The sequence below is a fragment of the Bradyrhizobium canariense genome (assembly GCF_019402665.1).
Taxonomy (GTDB): domain Bacteria; phylum Pseudomonadota; class Alphaproteobacteria; order Rhizobiales; family Xanthobacteraceae; genus Bradyrhizobium; species Bradyrhizobium canariense.
Map to the genome: position 1 here is coordinate 26,051 of NZ_VSST01000082.1, position 15,066 is coordinate 41,116.

Annotated in this window: 19 protein-coding genes; 10 read left to right on the forward strand and 9 right to left on the reverse strand. The window is 64.7% G+C overall.

What is annotated here, in order from left to right:
* Window positions 1–6 precede the first annotated feature (6 nt).
* Window positions 7–1,047 (forward strand): phenylacetaldoxime dehydratase family protein, encoded by a 1,041-nt coding sequence (locus FXB41_RS34565; protein WP_219684920.1) that lies wholly within the window; start codon window positions 7–9, stop codon window positions 1,045–1,047.
* Between the two features lie 5 nt (window positions 1,048–1,052).
* Here the strand turns inward: FXB41_RS34565 and FXB41_RS34570 are convergent, their stop codons facing one another.
* Complete coding sequence (locus tag FXB41_RS34570; RefSeq protein WP_219684921.1) at window positions 1,053–1,691, reverse strand: HAD family hydrolase; 639 nt, start codon at window positions 1,689–1,691, stop codon at window positions 1,053–1,055.
* Window positions 1,692–2,297: 606 nt separating this feature from the next.
* Between FXB41_RS34570 and FXB41_RS34575 the strand changes: the two genes are divergently transcribed.
* Entirely contained in the window at window positions 2,298–2,498 is a 201-nt protein-coding gene (locus tag FXB41_RS34575) for a hypothetical protein (protein ID WP_007603252.1), read from the forward strand.
* Window positions 2,499–2,553: 55 nt separating this feature from the next.
* Here the strand turns inward: FXB41_RS34575 and FXB41_RS34580 are convergent, their stop codons facing one another.
* Window positions 2,554–3,594 (reverse strand): TRAP transporter substrate-binding protein, encoded by a 1,041-nt coding sequence (locus tag FXB41_RS34580; protein ID WP_219684922.1) that lies wholly within the window; start codon window positions 3,592–3,594, stop codon window positions 2,554–2,556.
* Window positions 3,595–3,708: 114 nt separating this feature from the next.
* On the opposite strand from FXB41_RS34580, the gene FXB41_RS34585 reads away from it, so the two are divergent.
* From FXB41_RS34585 to tsaA, 4 genes are all read left to right on the forward strand, one after another.
* Window positions 3,709–4,656, forward strand: a complete 948-nt coding sequence (locus FXB41_RS34585; protein WP_219684942.1) for a lytic transglycosylase domain-containing protein — start codon at window positions 3,709–3,711, stop codon at window positions 4,654–4,656.
* 117 nt (window positions 4,657–4,773) lie between these two features.
* Window positions 4,774–5,514, forward strand: a complete 741-nt coding sequence (locus FXB41_RS34590; protein WP_219684923.1) for an AzlC family ABC transporter permease — start codon at window positions 4,774–4,776, stop codon at window positions 5,512–5,514.
* Window positions 5,511–5,861, forward strand: a complete 351-nt coding sequence (locus FXB41_RS34595; protein WP_219684924.1) for a branched-chain amino acid transport AzlD family protein — start codon at window positions 5,511–5,513, stop codon at window positions 5,859–5,861. The genes FXB41_RS34590 and FXB41_RS34595 overlap by 4 nt, the downstream gene beginning before the upstream one ends.
* 31 nt (window positions 5,862–5,892) lie before the next feature.
* The gene (gene tsaA, locus FXB41_RS34600; RefSeq protein ID WP_007603257.1) at window positions 5,893–6,384 is read left to right on the forward strand and encodes a tRNA (N6-threonylcarbamoyladenosine(37)-N6)-methyltransferase TrmO; all 492 of its coding nucleotides are present in this window, start codon (window positions 5,893–5,895) and stop codon (window positions 6,382–6,384) included.
* A 92-nt stretch (window positions 6,385–6,476) separates the two neighbouring features.
* Here tsaA and FXB41_RS34605 read toward each other — a convergent pair whose 3' ends face one another.
* Genes FXB41_RS34605 through FXB41_RS34620 form a run of 4 tightly spaced genes read right to left on the reverse strand, consistent with a single transcriptional unit; the run spans window position 6,477 to window position 9,473 of the window.
* Window positions 6,477–6,905, reverse strand: a complete 429-nt coding sequence (locus tag FXB41_RS34605) for an HIT family protein (RefSeq protein ID WP_007603258.1) — start codon at window positions 6,903–6,905, stop codon at window positions 6,477–6,479.
* A 52-nt stretch (window positions 6,906–6,957) separates the two neighbouring features.
* Entirely contained in the window at window positions 6,958–8,199 is a 1,242-nt protein-coding gene (locus tag FXB41_RS34610) for a GNAT family N-acetyltransferase (RefSeq protein WP_083870077.1), read from the reverse strand.
* A 54-nt stretch (window positions 8,200–8,253) separates the two neighbouring features.
* Window positions 8,254–9,000, reverse strand: a complete 747-nt coding sequence (locus FXB41_RS34615) for a glycerophosphodiester phosphodiesterase (RefSeq protein WP_219684925.1) — start codon at window positions 8,998–9,000, stop codon at window positions 8,254–8,256.
* Between the two features lie 5 nt (window positions 9,001–9,005).
* Window positions 9,006–9,473: a RidA family protein gene (locus FXB41_RS34620; protein WP_007603263.1), complete on the reverse strand. Its 468-nt coding sequence runs from the start codon at window positions 9,471–9,473 to the stop codon at window positions 9,006–9,008.
* Between the two features lie 232 nt (window positions 9,474–9,705).
* Between FXB41_RS34620 and FXB41_RS34625 the strand changes: the two genes are divergently transcribed.
* Together FXB41_RS34625 and FXB41_RS34630 are read left to right on the forward strand one after the other, a co-directional pair.
* Window positions 9,706–10,551, forward strand: coding sequence for a cell envelope integrity EipB family protein (locus FXB41_RS34625; RefSeq protein WP_007603264.1), 846 nt, complete (start codon window positions 9,706–9,708; stop codon window positions 10,549–10,551).
* A gap of 64 nt (window positions 10,552–10,615) precedes the next feature.
* Window positions 10,616–11,017 carry a RidA family protein gene (locus tag FXB41_RS34630; protein ID WP_219684926.1) on the forward strand — a complete coding sequence of 134 codons (402 nt, stop codon included), beginning with the start codon at window positions 10,616–10,618 and terminating at the stop codon, window positions 11,015–11,017.
* A 41-nt stretch (window positions 11,018–11,058) separates the two neighbouring features.
* Here FXB41_RS34630 and FXB41_RS34635 read toward each other — a convergent pair whose 3' ends face one another.
* Genes FXB41_RS34635 through FXB41_RS34645 form a run of 3 tightly spaced genes read right to left on the reverse strand, consistent with a single transcriptional unit; the run spans window position 11,059 to window position 13,063 of the window.
* Window positions 11,059–11,466, reverse strand: coding sequence for an ACT domain-containing protein (locus FXB41_RS34635; RefSeq protein ID WP_219684927.1), 408 nt, complete (start codon window positions 11,464–11,466; stop codon window positions 11,059–11,061).
* Entirely contained in the window at window positions 11,466–12,755 is a 1,290-nt protein-coding gene (locus FXB41_RS34640) for a DNA polymerase IV (protein WP_219684928.1), read from the reverse strand. Before FXB41_RS34640 ends, FXB41_RS34635 begins: the two co-directional genes overlap by 1 nt.
* Entirely contained in the window at window positions 12,752–13,063 is a 312-nt protein-coding gene (locus tag FXB41_RS34645) for a DUF3572 domain-containing protein (protein WP_219684929.1), read from the reverse strand. Before FXB41_RS34645 ends, FXB41_RS34640 begins: the two co-directional genes overlap by 4 nt.
* A 240-nt stretch (window positions 13,064–13,303) precedes the next feature.
* Between FXB41_RS34645 and FXB41_RS34650 the strand changes: the two genes are divergently transcribed.
* Window positions 13,304–13,669, forward strand: coding sequence for a response regulator (locus FXB41_RS34650; protein ID WP_007603272.1), 366 nt, complete (start codon window positions 13,304–13,306; stop codon window positions 13,667–13,669).
* Between the two features lie 14 nt (window positions 13,670–13,683).
* Window positions 13,684–15,057: a PleD family two-component system response regulator gene (locus tag FXB41_RS34655; RefSeq protein WP_007603275.1), complete on the forward strand. Its 1,374-nt coding sequence runs from the start codon at window positions 13,684–13,686 to the stop codon at window positions 15,055–15,057.
* Window positions 15,058–15,066 lie beyond the last annotated feature (9 nt).

Genomic DNA, 15,066 nt, shown 5'->3' on the forward strand with positions numbered 1-15,066 from the left:
ACGCTCATGGAATCCGCAATTCCTCTGCATCTCGAGACCCCGCGCACGCGCCACAAGCGCGTGCCGGACGATTACCAGCCGCCATACCCGTCCTTCGTGGCGCGCTATAAGCCTGCGGTGAACCGGGTCGTGATGGCCTATTTCGGCCTTCAATATCGCGGCACGGCGCCGGCGGCTGCGACCGACGCGCTCGCCGACATCGCGGAACGGTTTGCCGCGGAAGGCAGGCCCTCGCATTGGGACCGCGCGCAATACGTTGATCAGGCCGGTTACGAGAACGTCGTCTCGGTGGCCTATTGGGACGACATTGCGCGGTTCGACAAATGGTTTGCACCGGCGCGCGAGGCCTGGACCGGAACGCAGCGCGAGGGCATCGGCACTTTCATCGAGGTGCTGCGCCCCACGGTGGCGCGGCACGAGACGCTGTTTTCCTCGCTCGGCCGGCCGGAGGGCGTCGCCGCTATCGCCGGCGGCATGAGCGGCGAGGTGCAGGAGCACGCCTATTGGGGCGGCATGCGTGATCGCATCCCGCTGTCGCAGACTGATCCAATGTCGCCGGGCGGCAATCCCGAATTGATCCGCGACGGCGCGCGGCTGCGCGTGCAGGCGCACGACAATCTCTGCCTGATCCGATCAGGCCAGGATTGGAGCGATACCGAGACCTCGGAGCGAAAGCTCTATCTCGACGACGTCGAACCGGTGTTGCGCGAGGGCATGGATTTCCTGCGCGATGAGGGCCTGGGCATCGGCTGCTACGCCAACCGTTACATGGGCGTGCTGGCAGCCGACGGGAGCGCGAGTGAAAAGTCCTATGGTCAAAGCTGGTGGAAGAGCCTGGCGGCGCTGGAGCGGTGGGCGGAATCGCATCCGACCCACGTCAGGATATTCGGCGCTGCGATGAAGTACCTGTCGACGCTCGGCCCTTCAGCAAAACTGCGGCTCTATCACGAGGTCACTGTGGCGGCTGCAGACGAGCAGTTCTTCGAGTATCTGAACTGTCACACCAGGACCGGCATGCTGGCGGCGGTAGAGACCGTCAGCGCTTGATGGACCTAGACCACGCAGTGACCGAGCAGCTCCGAATGCGCGGCGCAGATGTGATGCGCGCCGGCGTCCCGCAGCTCGGCCTCGCTGCCGTAGCCATAGAGCACGCCGATCGCGGTCATGCCGTTGGTGCGGGCGCCGACCACGTCATGGCTGCGGTCGCCGATCATGATCGCGCTGGCGGGATCGACCCTGGCTTCGTCGAGCGCGTAGCGCAGCAGGTCGCGCTTGTCGACGCGCGTGCCGTCGAGCTCGGAACCGAACACGCGCTCGAAATACGGTTTCAGGCCAAAATGCTCGACGATACGGGTGGCGTAGACCGCGGGCTTGCTGGTCGCCACGAACATGCGCGGTGTTGTCGCGGCAAGCGTTGTCAGCGTGTCCACGATGCCGGCATAGGCTTCGTTCTCGAACAGGCCGACATCGCTGAAGCGCTCGCGATAGAGCAGCAGCGCCCGGTCGGCGAGTTCCGCGCTGCCCGTGAGCTTTTGCAGGCTGGCATGCAGCGGCGGGCCGATGCACCAGGTCAGCTCGTCCTCGCTCGGCACCGCGACGTTCAGCCGCTCCAGGGCGTACTGGATCGAGCGCGTGATCCCGGGCTTCGGGTCGGTCAGCGTGCCGTCGAGATCGAAATAGATTGTCACCATGTCGCCACGCCTGTGTTGATACCGCCGCCTATTGCTTGACCTAAACGAGGCCGCGGACCAAGGCAAACGCGCAACCATTGTCAGGCCGAAAATCGCCTTCTTGATACCGCGTATCCCTTAAAGCTCGCTATTCGCGGGAGGGAAGCGTAGAGTCGCGCCATCACCGCCTTCCATTGGCATCGACCGGTGACTGAGGGTCACCAGCGCTCCCGCCGACTAAGCAGGAGCGTGTATGACTCGATTTCGTCTGGTCGACTGGATCCGCCGGAGAGCGCTTCTCGTCCCATTGATGCTTGCCATATTGATACTTGGCACACTGTCGCAAGGCGCTGTCGCGGCAGGGCCGGACTGCCGGGCGATCGAAAGCACGAGCGGACGTCTCGCCTGCTACGATGCTGCGTTTCCTCCAAAGGAAAGAAAGCCCGCTGCTGCGGAGAACGATGGGTCCCGTGCTGCCTACAAGGACCCGTTCGTTGCGGAAGAGGCCAGAACCGCAGCGAAGCTGAAGAACATCTGCCGCGGCTGTTGAGGGTTGCTCGTTCGCCGCGTCTTGTTAATGGCGAATCCGGACGAGAGATCGGGACGATTTTTTTCAGGAGAGGCCGGATGAGCGAGCGACTTGAAACTCTGAAGAAGGCCCGTGATCGCATGATCGAGGACAGGGATGCGCATGCGAAAGTGCTGGCCGCTCCGTTTGTGCGCGACACGGCCGAGCGAGCGCGCAACAAGTTCATCGAGATCCAGGCGCTGATCGATGCCCTCGACCGCGCCATCCGGGGCGAAATCCCGGGTCCGGTCAAGAACTAGGGCGGTAGGCAGCGACACCGGCAGGACGTTGATTGCAGATTCCGCTACCGCTCCCTCATTGCTGTCTCGCCCATTCGACGATTGCGGTCGCCTCCGCGCCTGCCCGGGTTCCCCAGGCGGCGATCGCGTCCTTTGCTGCCTTCCGCAGCTCCGTGACAAGGAACGCGGGCGCCGGCTCGGCGATATGGACGCCATTGTCGCGCATGCGCGCATAGTTCTCGATGGTGCGGTGGGTCAGTAGCGCGAGCTGGCTCTGTTCTGTCTCGGCCGCCGCGGCCAGCACCTCGCGCTGCATCGGTTCGGACAGTTCGGCAAAGGCGTCGCTGCGGACGAAGGCGATCGAGATCGGCATCGCGTAGTTGAAGGCCGTGAAATGCGGCAGAAAGTCCCACAATTTGCGCCCCGCACCGCCGTCGCCGGAGGTGAGGAAGGCATTCAGCCGGTGTTCCCTCAGTCCGGCGAGCGCCGCGTCCATCGGCATGAATTGCGCGTTCGCGCCGGCCGCGCGCATGACCTCGGTGGAATTGGCATCATAGGTTCGCAAGTTCAGTTTCGGCAGGTCGTCGGCACCTTCGAGCGACCGTTCCGACCACAGGCCCGTGGCCGGCCAGATCGTCACATAGAGCAGCTTGAGGCCGCGCGCAGCGAGTGCTTTTTCGTAGAGCGGGCGCGCCCGCAGATTGGTGGCGCGGGCGATGTCGACCGATTGCACGAGAAAGGGCAGGGTGGACAATCCGAACACAGGGTCGAGGCCCGAGAGCGCGCCCGCGAAGGCATCGCCGCCCGCGATCCGGCCGTCCAGCGCCGCGCGCGGCATCTCGCCCGAGTTGATCTTGAGTTGGTTATCGAAGGCGTTCGTCACGGTCACGAAACCGTGGGTACGGTCGGAGACGCGGCTTGCGAAGGTCGCGAGTCCAATCCCGGAGATGTTATTCTCAGGGTATTCCGTGGTCATCCGCCAATTGACTTGAGAGGTGACTTGGGACGTCACCTGCGCGGCGGCTGGCGCGACGCCCAGGATGAATGCGGCGAGGACAAGGATCGCGCGGATCCGTTTGGCGGGGTAACGCATTGGGAGAAGCAGGTCAGGCAGCATATATTGGCAACTCGTCGAACCATGGCACGATGCCACAACATGGCAGATCACACTGTCGCATGCCGCGCCGAGGCGCGCCACCGTCATGCCTGCACGCGATGGGTGCAGATTGCGATGTGCATCATCCCCGCGCTGCTTGTCTCGGTGACACAGGTTGTTGCGTGGGACAGTTCGCCCGCCAAAACCGACGTCGCCGTCCCCAGCGTCGAAGAACTCGCTGTGCAGCCGGCGAAGCCCGCGGATGCGCGCGAGAGCGATACGCGGGAATCGATCTGCCTGATCGTCGAGGCCGCGGCGCGCGATGCCAATCTGCCGCTGGAGTTCTTCGCCCGCGTGATCTGGCAGGAGAGCCGCTTCCAGGCCGATGCGGTGGGGCCCATGACGCGCAGCGGCGAACACGCGCAGGGGATCGCGCAATTCATGCCGGGCACCGCGAGCGAGCGCGGGCTGCTCAATCCCTTCAATCCGGTGCAGGCGCTGCCGAAGTCGGCGGAATTCCTGAACGAGCTGCGCAACCAGTTCGGCAATCTCGGCCTGGCGGCGGCCGCCTACAATGCCGGGCCGCGCCGGGTGCAGGAATGGCTCGCCGGCACCGGCAGCATGCCGGAGCAGACCCGCAATTACGTTCTTGCCATCACTGGCACCAGCATCGATGCCTGGGCCAAGGTAGGCGCAACGGGCAAGGGTCCGCCGAGCGCGCCACCGACGAGCTGCCGCGATCTGATGGCGCTTTTGAAGCGCGCGCCAAATGCTTTCGTCGCCGAGCTCGAACAGCATGTGGAGCTGGCGGCCGCAAAAATCTGGGGCGTGCAGCTCGCCGCGGGCTTTGACCGCAACCGGGCACTGGCGATGTATTCCCGCGCGGTCACGCGGCTGGGCGCCGTGATCGGCGAACGTGATCCGAGCCTGCTGAGCTCAGTGATGCGCAGCCGAGGCACGCGCGCCTTCTACCAGGTGCGCATCGGCGCCGATACGCGGAGCGAGGCGGATGAACTCTGCGGTCGCATCCGCAAGGCGGGCGGGGCATGCTTCGTGCTGAAGAACCGCGGTGTGAGCGGGTAGGGGACGCGCCCCGAATGGCAACCACGCGTGCATGCCAGCCCCGCCGCGCGCTTTCTTGACGCCCGCCGCCGTATTGCCCGTTATGCAGGCACGATTCCTCACCCGGCCAAGACTCCCGTGGCGCTTCCTCCGCTCGATTCACCTCAATGGCAAAGTCCCTGGCGCGCCTTTGCGTGGGGACTGCGCTCGATCACGCAGACGATCCTCACCCTCGTCCTGTTCGCGACCTATCTCGGCATTGGCGCGCTCGCCCACGACACCCATTTCAGCCTGCTCTGGGCGCTCTGCTCGACGCTGTTCGTCTGGGCAGGTCCGGCGCAGATCATCCTGATCACCACGCTCGGCTCCGGCGCGACGGTCATCCAGTCGGCGATCGCGGTCACCGTCAGCGCCATTCGCCTGTTTCCGATGGTGGTCTCGGTGCTGCCGCTGATGCGCACGCCGACGACGAAACGGCGCGAGCTGTTTTTCGCGGCGCATCTCACTGCAGTGACACTGTGGGTCGAATGCCATCGCTTCCTGCCGCAGGTGCCGCGTGAACGCCGGATCGCCTTCGTCAACGGACTTGGCTTCGGTCTTGTCTCGGTGTGTCTCACCGCCAACACGGTCGGCTATTTCCTTGCTGCGAATCTGACCCAGACGCTTGGGTCGGCGATCCTTTTGCTGACGCCGCTGTCCTTCCTGTTCTCGACCGCACGCAACAGCCGCGAGGTCGCCGATGTCGTCGCACTTGCGCTAGGGGTTCTGCTGTATCCGCTGGCCGCGAAAATGAACTCCGGACTCGACATCCTCGTCAGCGGCCTCGTGGCCGGCACCATCGCCTATGGCGTGCATTGGTGGCGGGAGGTGCGTGCATGAGCTTTGCGCAACTCATTGGCGACTGGCAAGCGCTGGCGGTGCTGTTCGTCGCCGGCGTTGTTCCCAACCAGATATGGCGCATGCTGGGCCTGTGGTTCGGCGGCGGCATCGACGAAGGCTCCGAGCTTCTGGTCTGGGTACGGGCGGTCGCCACCGCGATCCTGGCCGGCGTCATCGCCCAGATCGTGGGCGAGCCGCCTGGGGCGCTTGCGAGCGTGCCCGATGCCTTACGCTACGGTGCGGTCGGCGCCGGCCTCGTCGTCTTCCTGCTGACCCGCCGCTCGATCTTCGCGGGCGTGGTCGCGGGCGAAGTCTTCATGCTGGCCGGCAAGTGGTGGTTGGGCTAAAACTGCCGGCGAACAGCAGGGATTTGGAAATATGGTTCGCGAAAACGAGCTCCGCGAGGGTGAAGTCTCCATCGAGCTGCCGCCGACGCAGGATGCCGGCCTCGTCTTTATCGGCCGCATCCGCACGCCCTGGAGCTCGCGGCTGGAGACCCCGCGGCAGGGCCGGCATGACGGCCCGATATGCCGGCTCGAGGTCTTCGAGCCATTCGTGCCGGCGATCAAAGGTGTCGATTTCTACAGCAATCTCGAAGTGCTCTACTGGCTCGACAAGTCGCGCCGCGACATCGTCCTGCAAAGCCCGAAGAACAACGAAAAGACCCGCGGCACGTTTTCGCTGCGCTCGCCGGTGCGCCCCAATCCGATCGGGACGTCGATCGTGAAGCTGGTCGGCATCGAGGGCAACGCGATTCTGGTGCGCGGGCTCGATTGCCTCGACAACACGCCGCTGATCGACATCAAACCGGATCGCTGCGAGTTCACGCCACTGGCCGCGCCGCAGCCGGGGGATTTCCAGACGGAGTAAGAGGCGGTCATCGTAGCCCGCATGGAGCGAAGCGGAATGCGGGAACGGTCCCGGATTGCGCTTCGCTCCATCCGGGCTACGGGAGCTGAGACTCAAACCGCCTTCAACGCCGCGATCAGCTTGGTCGCGTTCTCTTCCAGCACTTTGACGTCTTCCTTGCGGCTGGCGGGCGGAAGCATCGCCACGCCGTCGTGGCGCGGCATCACGTGCATGTGGAGATGAAACACCACCTGTCCGCCGGCCGCCTCGTTGAACTGCTGCACGGTGATGCCGTCGGCCTTGAACGCCGTCATCGCTGCGGCAGCGATCTTGTGCGCGCCGCGGGCGACATGGGCGTAGTCGTCAGGCTTGATGTCGAGGATGTTGCGGGCAGGGGCTTTTGGAATCACCAGCGTGTGGCCAGGTACCCGCGGCATGATATCGAGGAAGGCGAGCACGTGTTCATCTTCGTAAACCTTGTGGCAGGAGAATTCGCCACGCAGGATCTTTGCGAAAATGTTGTTGGGATCGTAGGCGGTCATGGCGGCGGCTCCCTGGAATTTTGCGCTTACTGTCACCAGCCGCAACGAACCGTCAAGGCGCCTCGTCGGCGCCTTTGCGGAACGGGCCGAGCTCGGCTAGCTCACGTCCGGCTTCCGCGACATAGGCGCGCTCGCGCTTGAGGTAATCGTCGATGGCGCGGCGCAAGCCCGGATCGGCGATGAAGTGAGCGGAGTGGGTGGTCCGCGGCAGGTAGCCGCGTGCGATCTTGTGCTCGCCCTGCGCACCGGCTTCGACATTCGCCAGCCCGCGTTTGATGGCGAAGTCGATCGCCTGATAATAGCAGACTTCGAAATGCAGGAAGGGATGATGCTCGACCGCACCCCAGTTGCGGCCGAACAGCGTGTCCGAGCCGATGAAGTTGATCGCGCCCGCGATCCAGCGATCGTTGCGACGGGCCATCACCAGCAGCACGTCATCGCTCATGGTCTCGCCGATCAGCGAGAAGAATTCCCGCGTCAGATAAGGCCGGCCCCATTTGCGCGAGCCGGTCTCCATGTAGAACATGAAAAACGCATCCCATGCGTCTTCCGTAATGTCCTTGCCCGTGAGCCAGTGGATCGTGACCCCGGCGGCCAGTGCATCGCGCCGCTCGCGCTTGATCGATTTGCGGTGGCGTGAGTTCAGCGTCGCCAGGAAATCGTCGAAACTCGCAAAACCTTCGTTGTGCCAATGGAACTGCTGATCGGTGCGCTGGAGGAAGCCGTGCTTGGCGAGCAGCTTCCACTCCGCTTCGCGGGCGAAAGTGACGTGCACCGAGGAAGCCTTGCTGACGCCGCACAGCGCCACCAGCCCGCTCGCCAGTGCCTCCGTGATGCGCTCGTGGTCGACGCCTTCGCGAACCAGCAGCCGCGGTCCCGTGGCCGGCGTGAAGGGAACCGAAACCTGCAGCTTCGGATAGTACCGCCCGCCGGCGCGCTCATAGGCATCGGCCCAGCCGCGGTCGAAGACATATTCGCCTTGCGAGTGCGATTTCAGGTAGCAGGGCACGACGCCGGCGACGCGACCGTCGATCTTGGCCACGAGATGCCGCGGCCCCCAGCCGGTGCGGATCGTGGCCGAACCCGATTTCTCAACGGCCGATAAAAACGCGTGGGAGACGAAGGGGTTATAGGCAGGCTTTGAGAGGCCGAGAGAATCGCCTGGAAGCCCGGATGAGGTTCCCTTGCCATGCCCATTACAAGACTTGCCGGGACTAGCGCAGGCGTCCCAGTCGTCCGGCGATACTTCGCCAATGGAAGGTACGGCCTCAAGGGTGATTTCGGATGGTGCCATCATGCCCAAGATCGTGCATTGCAGCAGCGACTTCAAGAGTGGGAAACATCAAGCCTACGGTACGAAGCCCTCGAAGATCATCTGATCCGCATGCTGTGCGACCCGCGTCCGCTGCTCGGTCGTACGCACGGTCCAGCCGAGCAGGGCGCAGCCGAACACATTGCGGGCGATCCAGGGGGCGGGGGCGGGCAGGTCGTCGACCCTGAAGGCGACGAAATGCGGCTGGGTCTGGAAGCCGTGGCGCAGGTACAGCATGCTGTCGCGCTGCTCCCGGGTCAGGTAAGCCCAGTATTCGTCCTGATAGCTCCGCTGCGCGACGATGCCGCGGGGGCGGGAGGGCAACAGCTCGCGCAGCGCCAGCACCAGGTCCGGGTCGAAGGACATGCCGACGGCGGGGCCGTCATAGGATGCCAGCACCTCGGCCATCCGCTTCACCAGCTTGCGGTCGCCGTCAAAATGGCTCTTGACCTCGATCACCAGCGGCACGCGGCCGGCGACCAGGCCGCAGAGGTCGCTGAGCGACATCATCCGCTCGGCCGTGTCCTTGAACGTGAGCGCCTTCAGTTCAGTGGCGGTTTTCTCGACCAGCGGGCCGGTGGCCTCGGTAAGGCGGCCGAGCGCATGGTCGTGATGCACCATGGCCTCGCCGTCGGCGGAGAGCTGGATGTCGACCTCGATCGAGAAATTGCCCGCAATCGCAGCCTGCACCGCGCCCGGCATGTTCTCGACGATGCCGCGGGAAATGTCGTGCAGGCCGCGATGGGCGACCGGGCGGGCTGTCAACCAATCAGGAGCGCGCATTCGCCTCAGGCGACCTCGAACACGCCTTCGACCTCGACCGCCGCATCCGCGGGCAGGGAGGCGACGCCGACGGTGGTGCGGGCATGACGGCCCTTGTCACCGAAGGCGGCGACCATCAGATCGGAGGCGCCGTTGAGGACCTTCGGCCCGTCCAGGAAGTCCGGCGCCGAGTTGATGAAGCCGCCGAGGCGCACCACGCGAACGACCTTGTCGAGGTCGCCGAGCGCCGCCTTGACCTGGGCCAGCAGGTTGACGGCGCAGCCGCGGGCGGCCGCCGCGCCCTCTTCGATGGTCACGCCGGCGCCGAGCTTGCCCTTGGCGATCAGCTTGCCGGCGGGATCGAAGCAAACCTGGCCCGAGACGAACAGCAGATTACCGGTGCGCACGAACGGCACGTAATTGGCCACGGGGGTGGGAGCCTCGTGCAGCTTGATGCCCTGTTCCGCCAGCTTCTGCTCGACCGTGCCCGCCATGTCCGACCTCGTTGTCCAAAAATCCATCCGCCGGGCAGATCCGTCGCAGCCCGGCGGGCCCTGTTTCGCCCATCGTGCCGCCACATGCAAGCAACCCTCGGGGGTGGCATTTTGTTGAGGCAGGGCAGGAGGTTCAACGCAAAGGTCGCAACTTTACGTGAAACGGCCTCAGTTGCGACGCAATGGAACGTTCATTAAAATGTTGAATCTGCGCTTTCCCCAGGGACCAGACATGCTGCACCTTTTCCGGACTTCGCTCGGTGTGACGGCGCTCGCGGCGGCCGCTCTCGGCCCCGGAGGCGGGGCGCTAGCCGCGAACGGTCCGTTCCTCGCGCATCAGGCGCTCTATGATTTGAGCCTGGTGAAATCGCGCTCCAATTCGATCAACAGCGCGCGCGGCCGCATCCTCTACAATTTCACCGGAAGTTCGTGCGAGGGCTACACCTCCGAATTCCGCCAGGTCTCCGAGCTCGACAGTGGCGAGGGCAAGGTCACGCTCAGCGATCTCCGCTCCAATTCCTGGGAGGACGCTGGCGGCAAAAGCTACCGCTTCAAGATCGAGACGCGGATGAACGAGGCGGATGCCGGCCGGGTCGACGGCTCGGCGGAGCGCGACGGCGACCACATCAACGTCAAGCTGAAGCTGCCGGCGCCGAAGAATTTCACGCTCGACGGCAAGATCGTGTTTCCGACCGAACAGATCCAGCGCATCATTGCCGCCGCGAAGGAGGGCAAGTCGCTGCTCGAGCTCTCCGTCTATGACGGCTCCGACGATGGCCAGAAGGTCTACAACACGCTGACCGTGATCGGCCAGCCGATCCCGGCCGAGCGCGAAGGTTCGCCCGATCCGTCGACGTCAGATGAGCACATGAAGTCGCTCAAGCGCTGGCCCGTCACCGTCAGCTATTTCGACCGCGAGGCCCAGCAGAAGGAAGGCGAGCAGACGCCGGTCTATGCGATGGCGTTCGAGCTCTACGAGAACGGCGTCTCGCGCCAGCTCGTGCTCGATTACAACGATTTTGTGATTTCGGGCGCGATGGGCAAGTTCGACGCGAAGGACAGCAAGCCCTGCAATTGAGGGCTGGCCTGCAACGCGGTCTCTGGCTAGGCTCCCTCCCAACCACAAACATCCGGGAGGCATCATGCCCAAGCTCGATCATCTCCGCCCCAGCGGCCTGCATCACAATCCCGCTTATTCGCATGTCGTCACTGCCACGGGGGCGCGGACGATCTACATCTCCGGCCAGGTATCGGTGGACGAGGAAGGGCGGATCGTCGGCGAGGGCGATCTCGCCGCGCAGACCACGCAGGTGATGCAGAATCTCGGGCACGCGCTGAAAGCAGCCGGCGCGAGCTACGCCAACATCGTGAAGATCACGACCTTCGTCGTGAACTACAAGCCGGAGCTGCGCCCGATCATCGGCAAGGCTCGCTCGGTCTTCTTCGAAGGCATGGAGCCGCCGGCGAGCACGCTGGTCGGCGTCTCGGCGCTCGCCGCGCCGGAATGGATGATCGAGATCGAGGCGGTGGCGGTCGCGGATTGAGATCTTTCCCGTAGCCCGGATTGCGCTGCGCTTGATCCGGGCTACGAGTGCGTAGCCTTGGACATGTCTTGCAGAAGAACCATCGCTTCGTGTGCCCTGTCAGCCGGCACAAACAGATGATCGTGGTGGAACGCCGAAACGGCGTTCACGCTAATGCCGGCTGCGGCGAGGCGTGCCGTGATTGCGGCCAGGAAGCCCACCGCATCGAGTGCGGAGTGAACCGTCAGGGTGATCAGGCACGATGCGAATGCGTAGCGTAGTCCCGCCGCTTCGGCCTGTTCGCGTGGGATCACGAGCGTCGTCCCTTCCTGCTCGCGGAACGTCAGCAAAGGGCTGAGCGCTGCGGGAATCGACTGGCCTGTCGGGATCGTGCAGAACACGAAAATGCCTGGCCGCATCTCCGGCTTCACGTGTCTCAGCAGCGCGTCGAGGTCGCGTTCGCCTGTCATCACTCCTGCGCCTTTTCCGGCCCCTCATACGCGATGCCGCGGATCACTGCGGCGCTGCCGAATTTCTTGCGCAAGCTGTCCACCGCGCGCTCGGCGTGGGCGGCGCGGCGGTCGAGCATGTCGGTGTCGTCGGCGACTGAACCCTCGCGCAACGCGCTGACGCCGGCGCCCATCAGACGGAAGGCGGTGCCGTCGATCTCTTTCGCCAGCATCTCGCGGCAGATCGAAAAGATCTTCGCGGCAAGCTGCGTCGGGGCCGTGATCGACTGCGAGCGGGTCCGCTGGCGGAAATCCGCGGTCTTCAGCTTCAGCGTGACGGTCAGGCCGGCGAGCTCGCTGCTCTTGAGGCGAGACGACGTCTTCTCGCAGAGGCGCCACAGGATCTTCTCCAGCGTCGCGAAATCGCGGATGTCGGTCTCGAACGTCGTCTCGCTCGAAATCGTCTTGGCGCCCCGATCGGGCTCGACGCGGCGGTCGTCGATGCCGCGCGCGAGCTGCCACAGCCTGCGGCCGTCGCTCGGAAACTGCCGCATCATCTCGATCTCGTCGGCCTTCTGCAGGTCGGCGATGATGCGGAAGCCGCGTTGCACCAGACGCTCCTGCGTCGCGGGTCCAACGCCGAAGATGAAACCGACGGGCTTCTCCGCAAGCATCAAGCGCGCTTCCTCCTGGTCGAGCGCGGCAAACCCGCGAGGCTTGTCGAGGTCGGAGGCGATCTTGGCCAGGAACTTGTTGCAGGAGAGGCCGACCGAGACGCTGATGCCGATGTCGCGCTCGATGTCACGTGCGAACCGCGCCAGCACCTTGGCCGGGATCATGCCGTGCACCCGTTCGGTGCCGGAGAGATCGAGGAACGCCTCGTCGATCGAGAGCGGCTCGACCAGCGGCGTCAGGGCCTGCATGGCCTGGCGCACCTCGCGCCCGACCCGGACATATTTCGCCATGTCCGGCGGGATCACGGCGGCATGCGGGCAGGCTTCCAACGCCTTGTACATCGGCATGGCCGAGCGCACGCCGTAGGTGCGCGCGATATAGCAGGCGGCCGACACCACGCCGCGCTTGCCCCCGCCGATGATGACGGGTCTGTCGGCGATGTCGGGGTTGTCGCGCTTCTCGACTGTCGCGTAGAAGGCGTCGCAGTCGATATGGGCGATGGTCAGGCTTGCGAGTGCGCGGTGGCGGGCGAGGCGGGGGGAACCGCAGGCGGAACAACGCCGAACGCCGATATCCAGATCGGCCGAACAATCCCGGCAGAAGCAGCGGGGCCCGGCCGTCTCCAGGGAGGTCACGGCACGTCGCGCTCCCAATTGGGGTCGCCGAGCGCGTCGCCGAGAACCTGCCGCGCTGCGGCAACGTTGGTCGGATGCAGTTCCGCAGCGCTGGCAAAGGCCTTCACGGTGGCGTCATCCCGCATCACGAAATCGAGCACGCTGAGCAGGAAATTGGGGTCCGAGGCCGCATTGCGCAGCATCTCCGGGCCGACCCCTGTCTCGGCCAGGAACAGGCCCAGCCGCTCGGGTTCGCTCGCGACAAAAGACAGCGCCTGAAGCGCAACGATTTCAGCGACTTCGCGCGGGTTGTGAACAGGCTTTTTCACGTGGCCGGTTTGCCTTTCCGTTAACTTTCGGTGTCTACTTTGGGGTCACCATGCCCGAGTCTCGTTCCTGAGTCTTGTGACCCCGACAAGCAACTGGAAACCACATCGCAGAAAGTCGGTCCTCGGGTTTAACGAAACTCAAGCGAATTCGAGGCTAGTTTGAATCCAGTTTTCGAAGCGCCGGCGACCGGCGCCTGAGGCGTCACATGCATCGGTCTGCGGACCAATCAGGAGGGCGGGATGGCTAAGACCGTCCTGATCGTGGAAGACAACGAGCTCAACATGAAGCTCTTCCGCGACCTGTTGGAGGCGCACGGCTACCAGACCACCGGTACCAGCAACGGCTACGAGGCGCTCGACCTCGTTCGCAAGATGCGGCCCGACCTCGTGCTGATGGATATCCAATTGCCGCAGGTCTCGGGCCTGGAGGTGACGCGCTGGATCAAGGACGATCCGGAGCTGCGCAGCATTCCCGTCGTCGCCGTCACGGCGTTCGCGATGAAGGGCGACGAAGAGCGCATCCGCGAGGGCGGCTGCGAAGCCTATTTGTCCAAGCCGATCTCGGTCGGCAAATTCATTGAGACGGTCCGACGTTTCATCGGATAGGAAGTGAGTTCACAGTGTCCGCGCGTATTCTCGTCGTCGATGACGTCCCTGCCAACGTCAAGCTGCTCGAAGCTCGCCTATCCGCCGAATATTTCGACGTCATGACCGCCGCGAACGGCACCGAGGCGCTGGCGATCTGCGCCCGCGCCGAATGCGACATCATCCTGCTCGACGTCATGATGCCGGACATGGACGGTTTCGAGGTCTGCCGCCGCCTCAAGACCGATCCGGCCACGCACCACATTCCCGTCGTGATGGTCACCGCGCTCGACAGCCCGGCCGACCGCAACCGCGGGCTGGAAGCCGGCGCCGACGATTTCCTGACAAAACCCGTCTCCGATGTCGTGCTGATCGCGCGCGTCCGCTCGCTGACCCGGCTGAAGATGATGACCGACGAGCTGCGCATGCGCGCCATCACTTCGCTCGAGATCGGCATGCAGGCGCCCGAGCGCAGTGCAATCTCCGACACCGGCAAGGGCGGCCGCATCCTGCTGGTCGACGACCGCCAGTCCTCCTATGAGCGGCTGGCGACGATCCTCGCCGCCGAGCACACCATCGACGTCGAGCCGAACCCGACGGAAGCGCTGTTCCACGCCGCCGAGGGCAATTACGATCTGCTGATCGTCTCGCTCGACCTCAACAATTTCGACGGCCTTCGGCTGTGCAGCCAGGCGCGCTCGCTGGAGCGCACGCGGCATGTGCCGATCCTGGCGATCGCCGACCCCGAGAACGCCACGCGGCTGCTGCGTGGGCTCGAGATCGGGGTCAACGACTATCTGCTGCGTCCCATCGACAAGATCGAGCTGCTGGCGCGTGCCCGCACCCAGATCCGCCGCCGCCGTTACACCGACCATCTGCGCGACAACGTGCAGAACTCGATCGAGATGGCAATCACGGACGCGCTCACCGGGCTGCACAATCGCCGCTACATGGAGAGCCATCTCGCGACGCTCGCCGAGCAGGCCGCAACCCGCGGCAAGCCGCTGGCGCTGATGATCCTGGACATCGACTACTTCAAGTCGATCAACGACAATTACGGTCACGACGCCGGCGACGACGTGCTGCGCGAATTCGCCGTGCGGGTGCGCAAGTCGATCCGCGGCATCGACCTTGCCTGTCGCTACGGCGGCGAGGAATTCGTCATCGTGATGCCGGAGACCGATCTCCACGTCGCCGGCATGGTCGCCGAGCGCCTGCGCCGCTCGATCGCCGGCGAGCCCTTTGCGATCCACAAGGGCACCAAGCGCATCGAGGTCACGATCTCGATCGGCCTGACCACGCTGGAGCAGAAGGGCGAGGCGGTTGGCGACGTCCTCAAGCGCGCCGACACTGCGCTGTACCGCGCCAAGCACGACGGCCGCAATCGCGTGGTGTCGCACGCGGCGTGAGGCCGCTCG

Excerpts from the sequence above, each read along its gene's own strand:
- FXB41_RS34565 (WP_219684920.1), top strand. The coding sequence starts at position 7 with ATGGAATCCGCAATTCCTCTGCATCTCGAGACCCCGCGCACGCGCCAC.
- FXB41_RS34570 (WP_219684921.1), bottom strand. The coding sequence starts at position 1,691 with ATGGTGACAATCTATTTCGATCTCGACGGCACGCTGACCGACCCGAAG.
- FXB41_RS34575 (WP_007603252.1), top strand. The coding sequence starts at position 2,298 with ATGAGCGAGCGACTTGAAACTCTGAAGAAGGCCCGTGATCGCATGATC.
- FXB41_RS34580 (WP_219684922.1), bottom strand. The coding sequence starts at position 3,594 with ATGCTGCCTGACCTGCTTCTCCCAATGCGTTACCCCGCCAAACGGATC.
- FXB41_RS34585 (WP_219684942.1), top strand. The coding sequence starts at position 3,709 with ATGTGCATCATCCCCGCGCTGCTTGTCTCGGTGACACAGGTTGTTGCG.
- FXB41_RS34595 (WP_219684924.1), top strand. The coding sequence starts at position 5,511 with ATGAGCTTTGCGCAACTCATTGGCGACTGGCAAGCGCTGGCGGTGCTG.
- tsaA (WP_007603257.1), top strand. The coding sequence starts at position 5,893 with ATGGTTCGCGAAAACGAGCTCCGCGAGGGTGAAGTCTCCATCGAGCTG.
- FXB41_RS34605 (WP_007603258.1), bottom strand. The coding sequence starts at position 6,905 with ATGACCGCCTACGATCCCAACAACATTTTCGCAAAGATCCTGCGTGGC.
- FXB41_RS34610 (WP_083870077.1), bottom strand. The coding sequence starts at position 8,199 with ATGGCACCATCCGAAATCACCCTTGAGGCCGTACCTTCCATTGGCGAA.
- FXB41_RS34615 (WP_219684925.1), bottom strand. The coding sequence starts at position 9,000 with ATGCGCGCTCCTGATTGGTTGACAGCCCGCCCGGTCGCCCATCGCGGC.
- FXB41_RS34620 (WP_007603263.1), bottom strand. The coding sequence starts at position 9,473 with ATGGCGGGCACGGTCGAGCAGAAGCTGGCGGAACAGGGCATCAAGCTG.
- FXB41_RS34625 (WP_007603264.1), top strand. The coding sequence starts at position 9,706 with ATGCTGCACCTTTTCCGGACTTCGCTCGGTGTGACGGCGCTCGCGGCG.
- FXB41_RS34630 (WP_219684926.1), top strand. The coding sequence starts at position 10,616 with ATGCCCAAGCTCGATCATCTCCGCCCCAGCGGCCTGCATCACAATCCC.
- FXB41_RS34635 (WP_219684927.1), bottom strand. The coding sequence starts at position 11,466 with ATGACAGGCGAACGCGACCTCGACGCGCTGCTGAGACACGTGAAGCCG.
- FXB41_RS34650 (WP_007603272.1), top strand. The coding sequence starts at position 13,304 with ATGGCTAAGACCGTCCTGATCGTGGAAGACAACGAGCTCAACATGAAG.